The organism is Myroides odoratimimus (assembly GCF_004337635.1).
GTDB lineage: Bacteria > Bacteroidota > Bacteroidia > Flavobacteriales > Flavobacteriaceae > Flavobacterium > Flavobacterium odoratimimum.
Genome location: NZ_CP037427.1, coordinates 3,283,661 through 3,300,779, shown reverse-complemented (window position 1 = coordinate 3,300,779; position 17,119 = coordinate 3,283,661). Strand labels below are relative to the sequence as shown.

General features: G+C 34.1%; 20 protein-coding genes. 12 read left to right on the top strand and 8 right to left on the bottom strand.

The window, feature by feature from the left end; translation table 11 throughout:
* Positions 1–11: 11 nt before the first annotated feature.
* The 3 genes from E0Z07_RS14935 to E0Z07_RS14925 form a co-directional block, all read right to left on the bottom strand.
* Positions 12–1,229, bottom strand: coding sequence for a DUF1015 domain-containing protein (locus E0Z07_RS14935; RefSeq protein WP_025124814.1), 1,218 nt, complete (start codon positions 1,227–1,229; stop codon positions 12–14).
* Between the two features lie 92 nt (positions 1,230–1,321).
* Positions 1,322–2,209: a 3-hydroxyacyl-CoA dehydrogenase family protein gene (locus tag E0Z07_RS14930; protein WP_006263756.1), complete on the bottom strand. Its 888-nt coding sequence runs from the start codon at positions 2,207–2,209 to the stop codon at positions 1,322–1,324.
* A 30-nt stretch (positions 2,210–2,239) separates the two neighbouring features.
* Complete coding sequence (locus E0Z07_RS14925; RefSeq protein WP_006259982.1) at positions 2,240–3,208, bottom strand: Gfo/Idh/MocA family protein; 969 nt, start codon at positions 3,206–3,208, stop codon at positions 2,240–2,242.
* Positions 3,209–3,358: 150 nt separating this feature from the next.
* Here E0Z07_RS14925 and E0Z07_RS14920 point away from each other — a divergent pair, with 150 nt between their 5' ends.
* Together E0Z07_RS14920 and E0Z07_RS14915 are read left to right on the top strand one after the other, a co-directional pair.
* Positions 3,359–4,000: a protein-L-isoaspartate(D-aspartate) O-methyltransferase gene (locus E0Z07_RS14920; protein ID WP_131541095.1), complete on the top strand. Its 642-nt coding sequence runs from the start codon at positions 3,359–3,361 to the stop codon at positions 3,998–4,000.
* A gap of 104 nt (positions 4,001–4,104) precedes the next feature.
* Positions 4,105–4,404, top strand: a complete 300-nt coding sequence (locus E0Z07_RS14915; protein ID WP_039329726.1) for a hypothetical protein — start codon at positions 4,105–4,107, stop codon at positions 4,402–4,404.
* Positions 4,405–5,159: 755 nt separating this feature from the next.
* Here E0Z07_RS14915 and smpB read toward each other — a convergent pair.
* The gene (smpB, locus tag E0Z07_RS14910; RefSeq protein WP_006259985.1) at positions 5,160–5,612 is read right to left on the bottom strand and encodes an SsrA-binding protein SmpB; all 453 of its coding nucleotides are present in this window, start codon (positions 5,610–5,612) and stop codon (positions 5,160–5,162) included.
* 100 nt (positions 5,613–5,712) lie between these two features.
* The gene (locus E0Z07_RS14905) at positions 5,713–6,306 is read right to left on the bottom strand and encodes a porin family protein (protein ID WP_006259986.1); all 594 of its coding nucleotides are present in this window, start codon (positions 6,304–6,306) and stop codon (positions 5,713–5,715) included.
* Between the two features lie 439 nt (positions 6,307–6,745).
* Here E0Z07_RS14905 and E0Z07_RS14900 point away from each other — a divergent pair, with 439 nt between their 5' ends.
* Positions 6,746–7,600 carry a GNAT family N-acetyltransferase gene (locus E0Z07_RS14900; RefSeq protein ID WP_006261391.1) on the top strand — a complete coding sequence of 285 codons (855 nt, stop codon included), beginning with the start codon at positions 6,746–6,748 and terminating at the stop codon, positions 7,598–7,600.
* A 109-nt stretch (positions 7,601–7,709) separates the two neighbouring features.
* Here E0Z07_RS14900 and E0Z07_RS14895 read toward each other — a convergent pair whose 3' ends face one another.
* The gene (locus E0Z07_RS14895; protein WP_006261390.1) at positions 7,710–8,342 is read right to left on the bottom strand and encodes a porin family protein; all 633 of its coding nucleotides are present in this window, start codon (positions 8,340–8,342) and stop codon (positions 7,710–7,712) included.
* Between the two features lie 177 nt (positions 8,343–8,519).
* On the opposite strand from E0Z07_RS14895, the gene E0Z07_RS14890 reads away from it, so the two are divergent.
* From E0Z07_RS14890 to E0Z07_RS14865, 6 genes are all read left to right on the top strand, one after another.
* Positions 8,520–10,304, top strand: coding sequence for an ABC transporter ATP-binding protein (locus E0Z07_RS14890; protein ID WP_059050848.1), 1,785 nt, complete (start codon positions 8,520–8,522; stop codon positions 10,302–10,304).
* Between the two features lie 145 nt (positions 10,305–10,449).
* Positions 10,450–10,671 (top strand): DUF2798 domain-containing protein, encoded by a 222-nt coding sequence (locus E0Z07_RS14885; RefSeq protein WP_006259990.1) that lies wholly within the window; start codon positions 10,450–10,452, stop codon positions 10,669–10,671.
* A gap of 3 nt (positions 10,672–10,674) precedes the next feature.
* Complete coding sequence (gene ribB, locus E0Z07_RS14880) at positions 10,675–11,331, top strand: 3,4-dihydroxy-2-butanone-4-phosphate synthase (protein ID WP_006263747.1); 657 nt, start codon at positions 10,675–10,677, stop codon at positions 11,329–11,331.
* A 6-nt stretch (positions 11,332–11,337) separates the two neighbouring features.
* A complete protein-coding gene (locus E0Z07_RS14875; RefSeq protein WP_025126173.1) occupies positions 11,338–11,901 on the top strand; it encodes a Crp/Fnr family transcriptional regulator in 564 nt (187 codons plus the stop codon).
* Positions 11,902–12,184: 283 nt separating this feature from the next.
* The gene (locus tag E0Z07_RS14870; RefSeq protein ID WP_006261387.1) at positions 12,185–12,805 is read left to right on the top strand and encodes a DUF4240 domain-containing protein; all 621 of its coding nucleotides are present in this window, start codon (positions 12,185–12,187) and stop codon (positions 12,803–12,805) included.
* A 95-nt stretch (positions 12,806–12,900) separates the two neighbouring features.
* Positions 12,901–13,500, top strand: a complete 600-nt coding sequence (locus tag E0Z07_RS14865; protein ID WP_006259994.1) for a hypothetical protein — start codon at positions 12,901–12,903, stop codon at positions 13,498–13,500.
* A 148-nt stretch (positions 13,501–13,648) separates the two neighbouring features.
* Here E0Z07_RS14865 and E0Z07_RS14860 read toward each other — a convergent pair whose 3' ends face one another.
* Positions 13,649–13,897 (bottom strand): hypothetical protein, encoded by a 249-nt coding sequence (locus tag E0Z07_RS14860; RefSeq protein ID WP_006259995.1) that lies wholly within the window; start codon positions 13,895–13,897, stop codon positions 13,649–13,651.
* 205 nt (positions 13,898–14,102) lie between these two features.
* Here E0Z07_RS14860 and E0Z07_RS14855 point away from each other — a divergent pair, with 205 nt between their 5' ends.
* Positions 14,103–14,591: an RNA polymerase sigma factor gene (locus E0Z07_RS14855; RefSeq protein ID WP_006259996.1), complete on the top strand. Its 489-nt coding sequence runs from the start codon at positions 14,103–14,105 to the stop codon at positions 14,589–14,591.
* Positions 14,581–15,189 carry a hypothetical protein gene (locus E0Z07_RS14850; RefSeq protein ID WP_006259997.1) on the top strand — a complete coding sequence of 203 codons (609 nt, stop codon included), beginning with the start codon at positions 14,581–14,583 and terminating at the stop codon, positions 15,187–15,189. Before E0Z07_RS14855 ends, E0Z07_RS14850 begins: the two co-directional genes overlap by 11 nt.
* A 65-nt stretch (positions 15,190–15,254) precedes the next feature.
* On the opposite strand, the gene E0Z07_RS14845 is transcribed toward E0Z07_RS14850, so the two are convergent.
* On the bottom strand, positions 15,255–15,752 hold the full coding sequence (locus tag E0Z07_RS14845; protein ID WP_006259998.1) for a hypothetical protein: 498 nt from the start codon (positions 15,750–15,752) through the stop codon (positions 15,255–15,257).
* A 359-nt stretch (positions 15,753–16,111) separates the two neighbouring features.
* Here E0Z07_RS14845 and E0Z07_RS14840 point away from each other — a divergent pair, with 359 nt between their 5' ends.
* Positions 16,112–17,074, top strand: a complete 963-nt coding sequence (locus tag E0Z07_RS14840; protein WP_059050850.1) for an NAD(P)H-dependent flavin oxidoreductase — start codon at positions 16,112–16,114, stop codon at positions 17,072–17,074.
* Positions 17,075–17,119: the final 45 nt, after the last annotated feature.

Genomic DNA, 17,119 nt, shown 5'->3' with positions numbered 1-17,119 from the left:
TTTATCTTTTTTTAAATTTCGTATATAAAGAGACCATTCATAAACTTAGGCTCTATATATGTGCTTTTTGGAGGCATGATAAGGTCGTTGTCTGCCACTTGTTTGATCTCACTTACATTTGTAGGATAAAGCATAAATCCTACTTCGTATTCACCATCATCTACTAGTTCTTTGATCGTAACGATAGACTCATTACCAGGAACATAGTCTATACGAGCATCATTTCTCAAGTCATCTAATCCTAATATAGGATGTAGTACTTCGTCGTATAGTATTTGCGCATCTAACTGTTGTAAGATGCAGTCTGTTTGTTTGATGTCTTTTAGCGTTAAGGCATAGAAGTCACCGTCTAAGTACATTCCGAATTCCATCTTCTTAGTAGGTTTCCAAAGTTGTTGTTCTTTATTGACAACGTGAAACTTCTCTTTTAGAAGGTTTAGGAACTCTTCTTTAGTATGATTGTTTAAATCGTGTATAATACGATTAAACTCATAGATTTTAATATTGTTTTCAGCGATTAAATACGTCATCACTGTATTGTTATGAGCAGGAGTTCCGTTAGAATGTTCTGCTTGTAACAGTTCTGCAGAAGCAAAACGGTGATGTCCATCTGCGATATACAGTTCTTTAATATCTGCAAATTGTTCTGTTAACCACTTGATATCAGTATCCTCATCTATCTTCCAGATCGTATGTCTTTCTCTAGTTACAGTACTAAAGTCATACAGGGGTTTCTCATGCTTCTTCGTGATAATCCACTTTTCTATATCCTCCTGATCAGGATACATCATCAGTACAGGTTCAGTATTGAACTTACTGTGATATAAGTATTCCTTAAATAATCTTACGCGAAACTCTAAGGTGTCTTCATGTTTTTTGATCACATTACTCTGGTAGTCATCTATAGAAGTTCCTGCCACTATCCCTGTAAAACTCCAACTTTTTGTACTGATCTGATACAGATAATAAATCGGTTTATCTTCTGTAATCAGAATACCTTCTTTCTTAAAGTCGTTTAACTTCGCTGCGACCATCTTATAACGTTTATCATACGTTACTTTTGAAGGGTTTACATAAGCAGGATTTAATACGTGCAAAAAAGAGAAGGGGTTGTAGTCTAAAAGATAAGCAATCTCAACAGCATTGTAGTCTTCGAATGATCTACAGCTTACTAAGCTTACTTTATCTCGGGTAGGGCGCAAGCCTTTAAAAGGAATTATTTTAGCCATTATAAGTATGGTTTCAAAAATATCAAAGACAACCAAAGTTTAGTTTGGTTGTCTTTTATTAGTATTTACTAGTTTACAATAACAGTGGAGGGTTAAGCGAACATTTTCGCTACTTTCTCAGCTTTTTTGCTTTCGCTATAGTCGTAGAATCCTTCTCCAGATTTAACTCCTAATTTACCAGCCATTACCATATTTACTAATAGTGGGCATGGAGCATATTTAGGATTTTTAAATCCGTCATACATTACGTTAAGGATAGAAAGACATACATCTAATCCGATAAAGTCAGCTAGTTGTAATGGTCCCATAGGGTGAGCCATACCTAACTTCATTACAGTATCGATTTCTTCTACACCAGCTACACCGTTGTATAATGTCTCGATAGCTTCATTAATCATCGGCATTAAGATACGGTTCGCTACGAATCCAGGGTAGTCATTTACCTCTGTAGGAACTTTATCTAATGTTTTAGACATATCCATGATTGCTTTAGTCACTTCATCACTCGTGTTGTATCCTCTGATGATTTCTACTAACTTCATGATAGGCACAGGGTTCATAAAGTGCATACCGATTACGCGCTCAGGGTTTTTCACCACAGAAGCGATTTTTGTAATAGAGATAGAAGAAGTATTCGATGCTAAGATTACATTCTCATCACATACTTCGCTCAGTTGTTTAAAGATATTTAGTTTTAACTCTACATTCTCAGTAGCAGCTTCTACTACTAAATCAGCATTCGCTACACCATCTTTAATATCAGTATAGGTAACGATGTTTTCGATAGTTGCTTTTTTGTCCGCTTCAGTGATGCTTCCTTTCGCGATCATACGATCTAAATTCTTAATAATCGTAGTCATTCCTCTTTCGATAGCAGCTTCTGATATATCAATTAAAAGAACTGTAAAACCTTTTTGAGCAAATGTATGTGCAATACCATTTCCCATCGTTCCAGCTCCGATAACAGCAATTTTTTTCATAATGGTTAATTTATATTTTTTGATGTTAATTTATTTTTTCTCCATTGCCTCGATGATTTGGTAAGCTAAGCGCAGTGCTTTAGTACCATCATCTAATGTCACGATAGGTGTAGTTTTATTCACTATCGCGTCATGGAATGTCTCTAACTCGTCTAAGATAGCATTATTCGCTAATACTTCAGGATTGTCGTAATAAATTTGTTTTTTAACCCCTTCAGCGTTTTGAAGGATTAGGTCAAAGTCACCTGGTACTTCAGGAGCTTCTTTCATCTTCACTACTTCACACGTCTTCTCTAAGTAATCCACAGAGATATAAGCATCGCGTTGGAAGAAGCGCGATTTACGCATATTTTTCATAGAGATACGGCTAGCAGTGATATTAGCCACACATCCGTTTTCAAACTCTACACGAGCGTTAGAAATATCTGGAGATTCGCTTAGTACAGCTACGCCACTAGCACTTACATGCTTCACAGGAGATTTAACCACACTTAAGATAGCATCTAGATCGTGGATCATTAAGTCTAATACTACAGGTACATCTGTTCCTCTAGGATTAAACTCAGCTAGGCGGTGAGTCTCGATAAACATAGGGTTTTCTATTTTCGGACGTACTGCGATAAACGCTGGGTTAAAACGCTCTACGTGACCTACTTGTCCTAGTACATTATATTTAGCAGCTAATGCGATAATGGCTTCAGCTTCTTCAATAGTCGTTGTAATCGGTTTTTCTAAGAACACATGCTTACCAGCTTCGATAGCTTGTTTAGCACAGTCAAAGTGAGAAAGGGTAGGAGTAACGATATCTACTACATCTACTGCCTGAATTAATTCCTCTATAGTGTCGAATTTTCTATAGCCAAATTCTGCTGCTACTTTTTCAGCATTCTCTTTAAAAGGATCGTAAAATCCTACTAGTTCATATTTTTCAGATTGGTTAAGCAAGCGTAGGTGAATTTTACCTAGGTGGCCTGCTCCCAATACTCCAACTTTAAGCATAAAACTATATTTTGAAAACAAAAATATAATTTATTTATCTAAACTTTCAATAAACCTGCTTAAAGTTTTGTTCAATTATATTCTCAGGGCTTATACGGATTGCTTTTGTTAGAAAATATTAGTTATTTTGTGGGAAATAATAATTTAATAGTGAAAGATTCTGCAAAACATCAAGGTCTTAGAAACCAGTTGGTTGAAGTACTTAAGCAAAAAGGGATTGTTGATACCAATGTTTTAGATGCTATCAAGAGGGTACCACGTCATTTATTCTTAGATTCAAGTTTCGAGGATTTTGCATACCAAGATAAGGCTTTTCCTATCGGAGCAGGCCAGACTATTTCGCAACCTTATACTGTAGCTTTTCAATCTCAGTTACTTCAAGTCAAAAAAGAAGATAAAATCTTAGAGATTGGTACTGGTAGTGGATATCAGACTGCTGTACTTATAGCTATGGGCGCTAGAGTGTATAGTATCGAGAGACAAAACGAATTGTATAAAAAGACTTCAGCTTTATTGCCAAAGTTAGGGATCAGACCTAAGCTTACTACTTTTGGTGATGGGTATAAGGGATTACCTAATTATGCTCCTTTTGATTCTATTATTGTTACAGCAGGTGCTCCTTTTATCCCGCAAGCTTTATTAGGACAAATAAAAGTAGGAGGTAGACTTATCATTCCTATTGGTGAGGAGAAACAAATCATGACAGAGTTAATCCGTATCAACGAAAAACAGTTTGAAAAACACGAACACGGAGACTTTAAGTTCGTACCCATGCTGGAGAATAAGAATTAGGAATTTAGATTGATTTTAGGATACTAACTATATCTTTTATTATGGTAGTTTAATTACCATATTTTTTTATTATGTTTATATAACCAATTAAAACATAATAAATTATGAAGAAACTATTTTTCGTAGCAATTGCCTTTGCTACATTTTCAGGAAGCGCATTAGCCTTAGATGTTAATACTTTATTTACGATAAAGTCTAGTACCCATTTATCGTTAGATCAAGATCCTAATGCAGGGCTTGTTTATGCTTATTTAGTTAGACTTGCTGATGGTTGGGAAGTATATGTACAAGGTTATGAATGTGCAGTAGAATTTGCTCAACAACGTGGTGGTACAATTGTAGGAGGAAAATATATGAAGGAGCATGAAGCAATGATGTGTCTTACAGGACCTGGGGAATTATAATTAAAATTAGATAAAAGCTGTTGTCTTTAGATAACAGCTTTTTTTAATAGAAATTAATGTATGTAAAGATCGTTTGTATATAACCAAGACAAAAAACACTTTCTTTTAATAATCTCAATTAGAGATTATTTTAGACTTAAAACTAATGTTGATTAGGATTATTTACTCATAGTTAAATTTTTAACATTTATGATGTTTTTTACAGTGCTAAATGATATCCAATCCCTGTATTTTCAAGTGTTTACAGTTTTTTTTGTTAGCCTTGTTCGGGGATTGTTCGGAAAAATGGTTTTTTTTCCGAACAGGTTCCGAACAAATCTAGTCTAAGACCGTATGAATAGAGGGTTTAGATGAAAAAGTATATGTTAAGATTAATGTTAAAATTTAAAATAAGAATTTTACAGATTGACTTTTTTACTGTAATAATGCTGAAGAGTACAACATTGGATATTGGTTCAATTTGTGTGTTTTAAGAAGATACTCACAGAACTTATATGATTGATATATGCAAATATACAGAAAAAAAACTTTAAGTTGTTTTTAGATAAACATTATTAATGACGTGGTATTGTGGAGATGTTTTGTCAGGACATATTCTCATAACATATATATAATCTATTAAGGTAGAGATGCAATATTTTGCATGTCACCCAAACCAGATCAAGTAATCAAAAGTCAAGAGACTTTGTGGAGGATAAAAAGTAGAATGTAAACAAAAAAGCATCCTTTATAGGATGCTTCGATAAGTGTATGTCTTAATACGATTTTTTAAGTCTATCTAGGTCGCGTTTATTATCGCGATCTTTAATTGTTTCTCTCTTGTCATAGTTCTTTTTACCACGAGCTAGAGCGATATCAAGTTTGGCTCTACCTTTATCGTTTAAGAATAGTCTAAGCGGGATGATAGTCAGACCTTTATTCTGAACATCTTTTAGTAGAGATTTTAATTCTTTTTTGTTTAAAAGAAGTTTTCTCTCTGTTTTTGCTTTGTGATTAAAGTGCTTACTATATGCGTATTCTTCTATCTGACTATTGATAACGAATAATTCGTGTCCTTGAAACTCACAAAAGCTTTCAGCGATATTTGCTTTACCTAAACGTATAGACTTAATTTCAGTTCCAGTTAATACGATACCAGCAGTATACTTATCTAGTATTTCGTATTCGAACTTAGCCCTTTTGTTTAAAATGTTTATTGTCTTTTGCATGGGACAAAAATAACAAATTTTTAAAGTGTTTCTACTTTTATGATATAAAAAAAGAGCTACCTCTAGAGATAGCTCTTAAATAGTATGTTTTATAGACCTACTATAGGAAGAAGTATCCTAATGATACCATCCAAGTATTAGGTCTTGCTCCGATTTCTTTGTTTGTTTTGCTGAAGCTTCCGTCATAAGAAACGTCAACAGTGAATGTCAATACATCAACACCAACACCTAAACGGTATCCGATATTGTTTTTGTCAAAGTTTTTGAATTGTACTGCATCGTTGATTTTGCTTCCTGATAATTTGTCATCAATAGTATTCGTGTACACTCCTCCAGCAAATCCTCTAAGGCTTACCATTGGTAGTTTTAAGAATTTGTGTCCGATAACTACTGGTATTTCAAGTTGTTTAGAAGTACTAGTAGTACTTTCTCCTAAGTTGTTTTCGAACTTAGACTTTTTCTCAGCATATAATAGTTCAGCTTGGATATATGTCTTTTTGATATCAATTCTAGTCATTGCTCCAATACCAAATCCTGTAGATGCTTTACTACTGTAATCTTTTAAGTCAGTAGAAATATTTGTGAAGTTAGCACCAGCTTTAATACCAAAGTGAATTGGAGAAGGTGTTTGTGCAAATGCAGTTGCTCCAACTAACATAAGAGCACAAGTAAGTGATTGCATGATTTTTTTCATTGTCATTTTTTTTATATTGAAAGACAAAATTAAATAAAAAGTTAATTATTTAAAATGTTTTCTTTGTAGATATTGACAGATTTACATAAAGGGCAGTATTTTTATGATAAACGGTTGAGTTGTTTTTCTATAGAAATCAAATTTTCAGTTTATAGCTAATATTATGAGATTGTATTTGCAGTATATTTTTTAATTGATGACTTGATATACAGTTTTTTAAAGATTTTGGTTTTATTTAAGCGGCTAAATGAGCTAGAGTAGTTTATAAGTACCGTATAGGAGGGGGGATGTAATAAATATTTTCTTATTTAGTCTATAAGGGATTGGTTTAGAGGTTTTGAATTTGATTAATAGAGGTTTTATAGTAAATAAACTAGAATAAACGGAATTTTAAAGTCATAAATGTTACATTTGACTATCTTGTAACAATTACTATAAAATGACTATTTCATACAAAAATGCTACAGTAGCAGATTGTGAATTACTAACAGAGACTGCATTAGCTTCCAAGAGATATTGGGGATACAGAGAGGAATATATGTCGATGTGGACAGATGATCTAACAATCACAGATATTAATTTTAGAAAAGGAGAACTTATCAAATGTTTTTATGCAGATGAATATATTGGCTTTTTTGAATTAGAAAATAAAGGTCCTTATTTATGTATAGACCACTTTTGGGTATTGCCTGCACATATTAATAAAGGATATGGGCGAGTGATCATGTCTCAAATTAAAGCGATAGCTAAGTCCAGAGGATATAAGTATATAGAGGTGTATGCAGAGCCTAATGCAAATCTCTTTTATGAGAAAATGGGAGGTGTATGTGTACGTCAGGTGTTAACTAGTGTCCCTGGTCGTATGATGAAGGTGTATCACCTACCTGTTGTGGAAGAGAATTGGATAGATCTAGATACGGCAGGGCTTGTCGTAGTAGAAGAAGGTAAACTATTACTAGCGTATAGCAATAATAAGAAGGCTTGGTATCTACCTGGAGGAAAGATCGATGAAGGAGAGGGGAGTAGAACTGCTCTTATTCGAGAGATAGAAGAGGAGTTAAATCTAGTGCTAGACGTAGATAGGCTGACTTTTTTACATCATATCACTGCTCCTGCCTATGGGGAGAAGCTTAATATCATGATGCAACAAGACTGTTATAGTTATAGCCTAAATGGAGAAACTATAGAAGCTACTAATGAAATAGGAGCTGTGAAGTATTTTAGTTTAGAAGAATATAAGAAAGAAGAAGTACAAGTACCAGGGGTACTGATGGTATTCAATATTTTATCATAAGATAACTAAGACCTAAACAATGCTTAGGTCTTTTTTTGTGGTATTTATAAAAAAATAAGAGGCTCTTATTATCCGATAAGAACCTCCATAGTTATATTAGGTATCTGTATTAGAATTTATATCCTACAGATAGTTGGAATACTCCATTTTTAGAAGCCTCTCCTTCTTTGTTTACTTTAGAAAGACCTACGTTATAACGAGCGTCAAAGAATACTCCCATAGGAAGTTCATATCCAGCTCCGAAGTTTACGCCAAAATCAAAAGATTTAACACTGTCTTTAAAATCTTTATCAATGTCGTCAAACCCTGTTCCTTGTACATTTTGACCAGCAATAATTAAATCATTAATTTTATTCTTAGCCTTAACATTAAATCCAAATTGTGGTCCTACTTGTACGTTTAACCCTTTTACAAGGTAATATTTAGCCATTATAGGAATATTAATGTAACTTAATTGACTTGTTACATCAATTTTATTTTGTACTCCATTGAACGAATCACTTTCCTTTATCTTAAAACCTTGTTCTGAATAAAGTATCTCAGGCTGAATAGAGAATTTTTCATTAATAAAAATCTCTGCTACAGCTCCCACATGAAAGCTCGTACGAGAAGACGCATCAGAATTAGTAAGGTTAGAAACGTTTAAACCAGCTTTAGCTCCGATTTTTACATCTGGAGTCTGTGCATTTGCAGAAAAACCTATTGCTAGGGCTGCAATTAATGATAAAGTAATTTTTCTCATATTTTTAATGTATTGTTAAATTTAACGTAAAACTAGTGCGAATTTTTCATGAAAACAAGGGTTGTGAAGTGGTTATATGACAAAATGAGAATAGGTGATTGTGTAATAGATTGAAAACGAGCGAATTTATTGACTTAAATCAAAGCTTTTTATTTAGAACAATTCTATCTTTGCAACATGAGTTTGATAAAAATACTTAAACAGATAAAGCCTTTTGTAATGCCCTATAAAAGGTTAATCATAGGGACATTGGTATTGACAGCCGTTGGGTCCTTCGCAGTGCAGGTAAATGCACTTATTATTCGCTCCATGGTGGATACGTTAAATGATGTGGTAAGTGGAGTGAAGGATTTGGCTTGGGGGTATAAGATGCTTGTTTTTAGTACTGTTGTTCTTATTGTAAAAGAAATTTTAAATGCTTTTATACAGTTTGGACAGAAGTTTTTTGGAGAGAAACTGCGTATCTATGTTTCTAGAGATATTTCACAGTTAGTGGTTACGAAGATATTAACCTACCGAATGGCTTTCTATACCTCTGATGAGAATGATAGTGGTAAGCTACAGACTCGTATAGATCAGGGAGTAGGGAGTATTACTAGATTGATTCAGAACTTTTTTATCGATATCTTGCCTTTGTTTGCTAATGCTATAGTAGCTTTAGTGTTTATTTATACAGCTAATGTGTATGTAGGTATAGTTAGTACAGCGATGATTCCTTTATACTTCTATGTGAGTCAGCTTCAGGCTAGCAAATTAAAAGGTTTTAGAAGAAAAATGCGTAGCTATAGAGAGAATAAAAACAATGGTATTATCTCTCTGATTAATTCTATTACTGTGATTAAGTCTTTTGTGAGAGAGCCTTTAGAAGCGGAGAAGCATGAAGAGATTCAATATGATATGACAGAGAATCAGTTGCAGACTAGACGTATGAGTTTTGTCTTTGATGCTGTAAAAGGATTTATTGAGCAGTTTGGGCTTGTAGTGATTATTCTGATGACAGCTTACTTTGTTCTCAAAGGAGAGATGACCGTAGGAGCTATTATGTTTCACGTCTTATTATTTAATAATGTTACGGCTCCTATTAGACAGCTTCACCGTATCTATGATGATGTAAATGATGCGATGATATACTCAGAGACTTTCTTTGAGATCATTAATGCTGATCACGAAGTAGAAACAACAGGTACTTATGTTCCTACCGAAATTAAAGGAAAAATAGAGATTAAGGATGTTTCTTTTGATTATCCTAATGGGACAAGCGCTTTAAAAGAAGTGTCTATGACGATAGAACCTAATCAAACTACTGCTCTTGTAGGGCTGAGTGGAGCAGGTAAGAGTACAGTGATTAATTTATTAGATAAGTTCTATGCACCTACTTCTGGGCAAATACTATTAGATGGTGTAGATTTAAGAGAATACGATACTAAAGAACTTCGTAAGCACATAGGCCTTGTACTTCAGAAGAATCACATATTCCAAGGTAGTATAGCAGAGAATATACGTTATGGTAATCCTGATGCAACTATAGAGGAAGTAGAGTTGGCAGCTAAAAAGGCATACATACATGAGCAGATTACAGAGCTTCCTCAAGGATATGAGTCTGATGCTCGCCTGCTATCAGGGGGACAACAACAGCGTATCGCTATAGCGAGGTTGTTCTTAAAAGATCCTGCTATTATTTTCTTAGATGAGCCTACAGCTAGCTTAGATGCTATCGCTACGGAGCAGATCAAGAAGAGTCTTGATGCGATTAAGGAGAATAGAACAGTGATTATCGTATCGCATAGTATCTCTCAGATTATAGATGCTCATGATATCGTAGTGATGGAAAAAGGAAGAGTAGTGGAGAATGGTAAACATGAGGAGCTTTATGAAAATAAGAATACCTATTATGAGATCTTCTCTGCTATGGCAAATAGCTTGAACCTAGAGAAAATATCACAAACGCTACATCAAGATTAAAAGTAAACATTTATAAATTAGGTTGTGTAATAGAGCCATTGCGTCTGCGGTGGCTTTATTTTTAATGGTTTTTATTGACTTACGTCAATGTTTTTCGAGGTGAGGAAGAAGAACTTTGTCTTGTCAATAAATAAAAAATAAAAGAATGAAAACGAAGTATTATAAGTATGTAAATACGCTATTTGTGGTTATTCCGATGACCCTTATTATGGCCTTTGTAGGGTTGATTAGAAATTATGGTTTTGGAGATGGGTGGTTCTTTATGTTTTTAAAAGCATGGAGTGTAATGTTGCCAGTGGCTTATGCCTCAGCCTTTCTAATTATTCCTCGAGCGCGCAAATATGCAGAGAGACTAATAAAAGAGTAAAATATGAATACATTAGAAAATGCCCTTAACCAATTTGGTTGGGATAGTCAAGAAAGAGTTAATCAAGCGTTGAGTTTTTTAAAGAGCGGTAAAGGTGTTCTTTTATTAGACGATCAAGATAGAGAGAATGAAGGAGATATCATCTTCTCAGCACATTTAATGTCAGAACAGGATATGGCGATGATGATTCGTTACTGTAGTGGGGTGGTGTGTTTATGTCTAACAAATGATAAAGCAGACGAACTAGAGCTGCCTTATATGGTGACAGAGAATAGTTCTAGATTTCAAACACCTTTCACGGTAACTATAGAAGCTGCAGAAGGGGTAACTACAGGATTATCTGCTGCAGACCGATTAACTACCGTAAGAGCAGCAAGTGATAAGAATGCTAAACCAGCTGATCTAGCACGTCCAGGACATATATTTCCATTAAGAGCAAAAAATGGAGGAGTATTAGAGCGTAATGGACATACTGAAGGAGCGATTGACTTAATGAAGTTAGCTGGTCTACCTCCTCAAGCAGTATTATGTGAATTAATGAATGACGATGGTACAATGGCAAGATTACCAGAGGTAGTGGAGTTTGCAAAAGAGCACAAAATGATGGTGTTAAGTATAGCAGACTTAGTATATTACCGTACTTTTGTCACAGAAAAATAATAAGTAATGAAGCAACTAATAGATTATATACAAGATAGAGTTGAATTAAATGATCAGGAGCTAGATGTAATACTTTCTTTTTTTCACTATGAGAAACTAAAAAAGGGAGAACAGCTTACATCAGCAGGGGCGAGTGCACAGAAGCTTTATTTTGTGTGTAAAGGGTGTTTGCGTATATTTTATATCAATGAGGCAGGGCAAGATGCTACGAGATTCTTTGCTTTTGAAAATCAGTTTGCTACAGCCTTAGTGAGTTTTATCAATAGTTCTACATCATCCGAATATTTACAAGCACTAGAGATAAGCGAAGTATATTCTATTACGCACGCTGATTTTTACAATTTATTAGAGTTAGTCCCGAAGTGGGAGAAGTTCTACAGACAGTATTTAGAATTCGCTTATATTAATAATACCAATAGATTACACGCTATGGTCACCATGGATGCGGCAGAGCGATATAATGAGCTACTCAAATTAAATCCCCTTATCGTACAGCGACTACCCAATAAGATAGTTGCTTCTTACTTAAATATATCTCAGGAAACGCTGAGTAGAATAAAATCTAAATAAGTCGGATTATTTATTTTAACCCAAAATAGGTGATAGACATATAAACAAAAAGTAATTATACAAAATAGGTCTGAATTAGCGATACAAGTATACTGTAGTGTGGTTTTAGAGCTAATGAAAGAGATATAAAGTAGAATTACTTTGTGGTATGTGGCTAACGAATATTTTGGCTTTAACCCTCTTGACAGTGTGTGCTGTTGAGAGGGTTTTTTATTTCATTGATTTAAGCAATATAAGATGAATAAGCTGTATCTTAGTAAGACTGACATAAGCATATAAAACAATGAATATAGATTTAAACGAACAGTTCTTTTGGGAATTAATAGAACAGTCTAATACTAGTGATAGTTGGCAGACTTATGATATAGATGAACATATAGATGAACTAACTGCTCTCTTAACAGAGTTGTCTTCAGATGAGATGATTCTTTTTGAAATGACATTGAGAAAAAAAATTAATGAATTAGATAAAGTAGAGATAGGGGAGTTAGGTATTATTTTAGAAAATAGTTTTCAAGAAGAGGATGGGATTTATAACTTTGATGATTATATCTCTACAGACGGATTTATCTACTTTAGGTGTTGGCTTATTTTACGAGGAAAAGAGTTTTTCTACGATATCATAAAGGATATTAATGCTTTTATTAGCGGCAAGTATTCTTTTGATATAGGAGATACATGGGGCGAAGGCTTATTGTATGTGAGTGATTTAGCCTATGATGCTAAGTATGGGACAGAGGATTCTAGTTTTGTAACAGATGCTGTAAATGAATTGTATCAGGATATAGAACATTATGATGTTATAGACACACAATGGACTCGACCACCTTATACAGGTACAGCGTTACAAACACACTATCCTGCATTAGTGAAAGAAATAGGAGAGCTGAGGAGAGAGGAGTAGTTTGTATAGAGATAAAATATATCATAAAACTAGAATTATAAATTCTAAAACTTATTTTTGTGTATAGAATTACAGGATAGTCTATTTTATTAATAATGAGTTACACAAAATTAACTAAAGAGATAGAGAGGCATTATAAACAACTTGGTCTCCAATATCATTATAATGCTTTAGAGATTACGCTAGAAGAAGAGCATAAAAGATTAACGAGGTATAATGAGGTGCGTGATACTATAATCGCGCAGTGGAAAGAGGCTAAGCGATATAAGGAGCTTATCTCTTGTGCTCATGGAGGCTGGTATAGTTATGAGGAGTTTAATGAACCTCTAGCATTATACTTTGTACAGCAAGAAGAACTTTTAGCGCTTAAGGTATTATGTGAGCGGGGTATTCGTTTCAGAGTGAAGGATGTATTGAGTACGCTAATAAGGGCAGAAGAAGACTTTCCTAATATTACCAAGGAGGAAATGGTCAAGTTTAATCTAGAGCTATATTTAAAGAGTCAGGTATATCATCCTGTAGGAGAAGTAGTAAAATGGCGAAGTAAAGCGCTAACCCTAATTGATCACTTGATTCGATATATAGAACAAACTAGCGAATCAGAATATTTGAGACAATTAAATATACTTAGAGATAAAGTATATTCATTAGAAGTGAAGAAATCAGATTTAAAATATTTTAAGCATAGGTTGTAAGTAATCTATGCTTTTTTATTCATTCTTTAACCCAGAATACGCGATAGACCTATTAACGAGAGTAAATTATACAAAACAGCTCTGAATTTATGAAAAAAGCATACTATAGTATGGTTTTAGAAGAAATGAAAGAGATGTAAAGTAGAATTTATTCGTAGTATTGGGCGAATGCGGAATCTGGGTTTAACTGAGCTAACATTTCGAAGGCATCTACGAATTCTGTTGAATTCTCTATGCGATCAAGTACAATGCTTTGTTGCCATTGAGGGATGTTAGATGATTCTTCTTCTGTTAGATAATCAATAAACAAGTCAACTTCTCTAAGTAAGTTCTCAGGTAAATTCTCAAGTTTATAGTTAACTCTCTTTAGCCTTTCTGATTTGTTATTATTGCCCATTTTGTCAGTTTGTATTTGGTTAACTTGTTGTTAATTAGTGTGGTACTTCAAATTTACACTTTTTTTGTTACCGTTGTATATCTGAATTAAATTTATACAATAGAAGATTTCTTTGTTAAGAACCAATTATAAAATGATTAATACTTAATCCTCTTGTAACATATTCCCATGTAACGTATCTAAACTATAAAACCAATCAAAACACATGAGTAAGTATAAAGAAACATTTGAGTCGCTCTATGAACAATATTGGCAACGAATTTATCGATTGGCTCTAGGGTATGTTAACGATACGGATTGGGCTAAAGATATAGCACAAGAGACTTTCGTTAATGTGTGGAATCAGTTGCCCAAGTTTAGAGCTGATTCAGGCTATGGTACGTGGATATACCGGATCGCTGTAAATATCTGTTTAAGGCAAATAGAACGGAGTAAAAAAGTCATGCCTGATGAAAACAAGATAAGGCAGAGCAAAAGTGTAGAGGAGGAGTACAAAGAAACCAATACTCAAAAACTCTATCAAGCCATTAGTGAACTCACAGAGATTAACAGGATTATTATTTCGCTGACTCTAGAGGGGGTGGATCAAAAACAGATTGCTGATGTGACAGGACTTACACATGCTAATGTACGTACTAGAGTACATCGTATTAAAGAAGAATTATATCAAAAACTCAATAACTATGGAAAGTAATCAAGTAAATTTAGAACAGCTTTGGGCTATTCCGAGAGTAGAACACAGCGATATTAGGGAAGTTTATCAGTCTATAGATACCTATCGTTTAAAGAAAGTAAAGATGAATTGGGCTCTAGCTATAATAGGTGTGTTTACTATAGGATGGATTATCGGGATTAATGTACTATTAAAAGGAACAGTGTTCTATGGATCTATTTGGGTGGTATTAGGAAGTGTAATTTGTGTTATAGCAATCACAATGTTTATGACGAGTTATTATCGCTTAAATGGTTTAATACCAAGCTCTATATTGACACAGACAACAAGTGATTATATTGTGTTGTTGGCAAAAGAAAAGAAACAACAATTACAATTGTCTAAAGTATGGATGAATGTATATATTTTACTTTTTATAGTTGGGATAGCTATATATTCTTATCCATTTATAGACATGGTAGATACTGCAATATCGACAGGATATTATATTGTATTAGCAGGATATTATGCTGTATTAGGGATTTGGGCTGGAGTGAATATGTATTGGAATAAAAAGATAAATTCAAAAAAGATAGTGAAGTTAGAGCAAATGATTAAAGCTCTCCAAGCTATTCAATAAGAAAAGTAAAGCCACCTCATGGGTGGCTTTGTATTTTAAATCGTTTTCAGGTGCAAAAAAAGTAATTAGAATTTGTAACGTACTGCAATACCGAAGTCTGCATAGATACCATCGCGGTAACTGTCATTTAAGTAGATTTCTGGGCGTAAGTCTAAAGCTACTTGTATTGGAAATTCAGGGAAAGTGTATTCTACCCCTACAGTACCTGTGATTAGTCCGAATGCTCCACTGTCAGAGTGTTTTCTTTTTCCTTCGTAGTAGCTAGAGTTCCATGTACCTACTGCAGCACCTACACCAGCATACCAATCAAAGTTTCCTTCAATATTCCAACCCCATTGGTAAATACCTGTAAGTTTTACAGCATCAAAGTCGTTGTTGTTTCTCCAACCAAGATCTAATTCTAAACGGTTGTTTTTAGATAAGTCTCTTTGGTAAGAGATTTCTGTACCTAAACCGTGGTTTCCTCCAAAACGCAAACCTAATGCGTTTTTTGGTCCTTTTTGTGCTTGAGCAGTAAAAGCTACCGCTACAACAAGAGCAGCTGAAAGCAATAATTTTTTCATTGTAATGTTTTGTTTTTTTGCATTTCAAAAGTAGTACAAAATGTGTGTGAATTCAAACTAAATAAGCAGGAGTGCCTTGTTATGGCATTAAATACGGCTACTCAGAAGGCTTAAATGTTTAATAAGAATAAGTTAGTTGTTTTTAAAAAAGAAATAAAAAAATGTAGACTTAACAGATTGTAGTAGAATTATGAGAGGATTAAGCCCTAATTTGTAAAATATTAAAAAAAATGTGATAAGTCTTACAATTGATATTATTCTACGGAGAGAGAGCAAAATTACTTTTCTACAATCAATTATTTGACTTATCTTACGTTAGTACTTTATAATGTCTATTATCTAACTAAATATATTATTATATGACTATACAAGAATTTAAAAATAGCCTAACATTACCGATTGTAGTATCTCCTATGTTTATCGTTTCTGGAACGAAACTAGTAATTGAATGTTGTAAAAATGGTATTGTAGGTACATTCCCTGCTTTGAATGGAAGGAGTTCAGAGGATTTTGAAAAGATGTTAGTTGAGGTAACAACAGAATTAGCAGCCTTTGAGAAAGAAACAGGTATTAAACCTGCTCCATTTGGGGTGAACTTAATCGTGAATAAGACCAACCCAAGAGTGATGCCTGATTTACAATTGTGTGTTAAGTATAAAGTGCCTTTAGTGATTACATCACTGGGAGCAGTGAAGGATCTTGTAGATGCAGTACATAGTTATGGGGGATTAGTATTCCATGATATTGTGAAGAAAAGACATGCTGAGAAAGCAGCAGAAGCGGGTGTAGATGGATTAATATGTGTTGCCGCTGGAGCTGGAGGTCATGCGGGTACTGCGAGCCCTTTTGCCTTATTAGCTGAGGTAAAGAGCTTCTTTAAAGGAGTTGTATTATTAGCAGGAAGTATAGACACAGGAAGTGATGTATTAGCAGCGCAGACTATGGGAGCTGATATGGCCTATATGGGAACTCGTTTTATAGCAACTAATGAATGTTTAGCAGTAGACGAATATAAACAGATGATCGTTGATTCAGGGATAGATGATATTATGTATACAGATGGAGTATCTGGTGTGAATGCTAACTTTTTAAAACCTAGTATAGAAAAGGCTGGAATAGATCTATCTGAGAAGAAAGAAGAGGATTTTTCTAAATTAACAGGAGAGCACGCGAAGGCATGGAAAGATATTTGGTCTGCTGGGCATGGTACAGCGGGTATTGATAGAGTACTCAGCGTTAAAGACCTTGTTAGTCAGTTAAAAGCAGAATATAAAAATGCACTGAATAAGAATGCTGATATTCAGAAGAATATTAAGTTTTAAGACCATATCATTTGATGAATATACAATAAGAACAGCTCCTTTTAG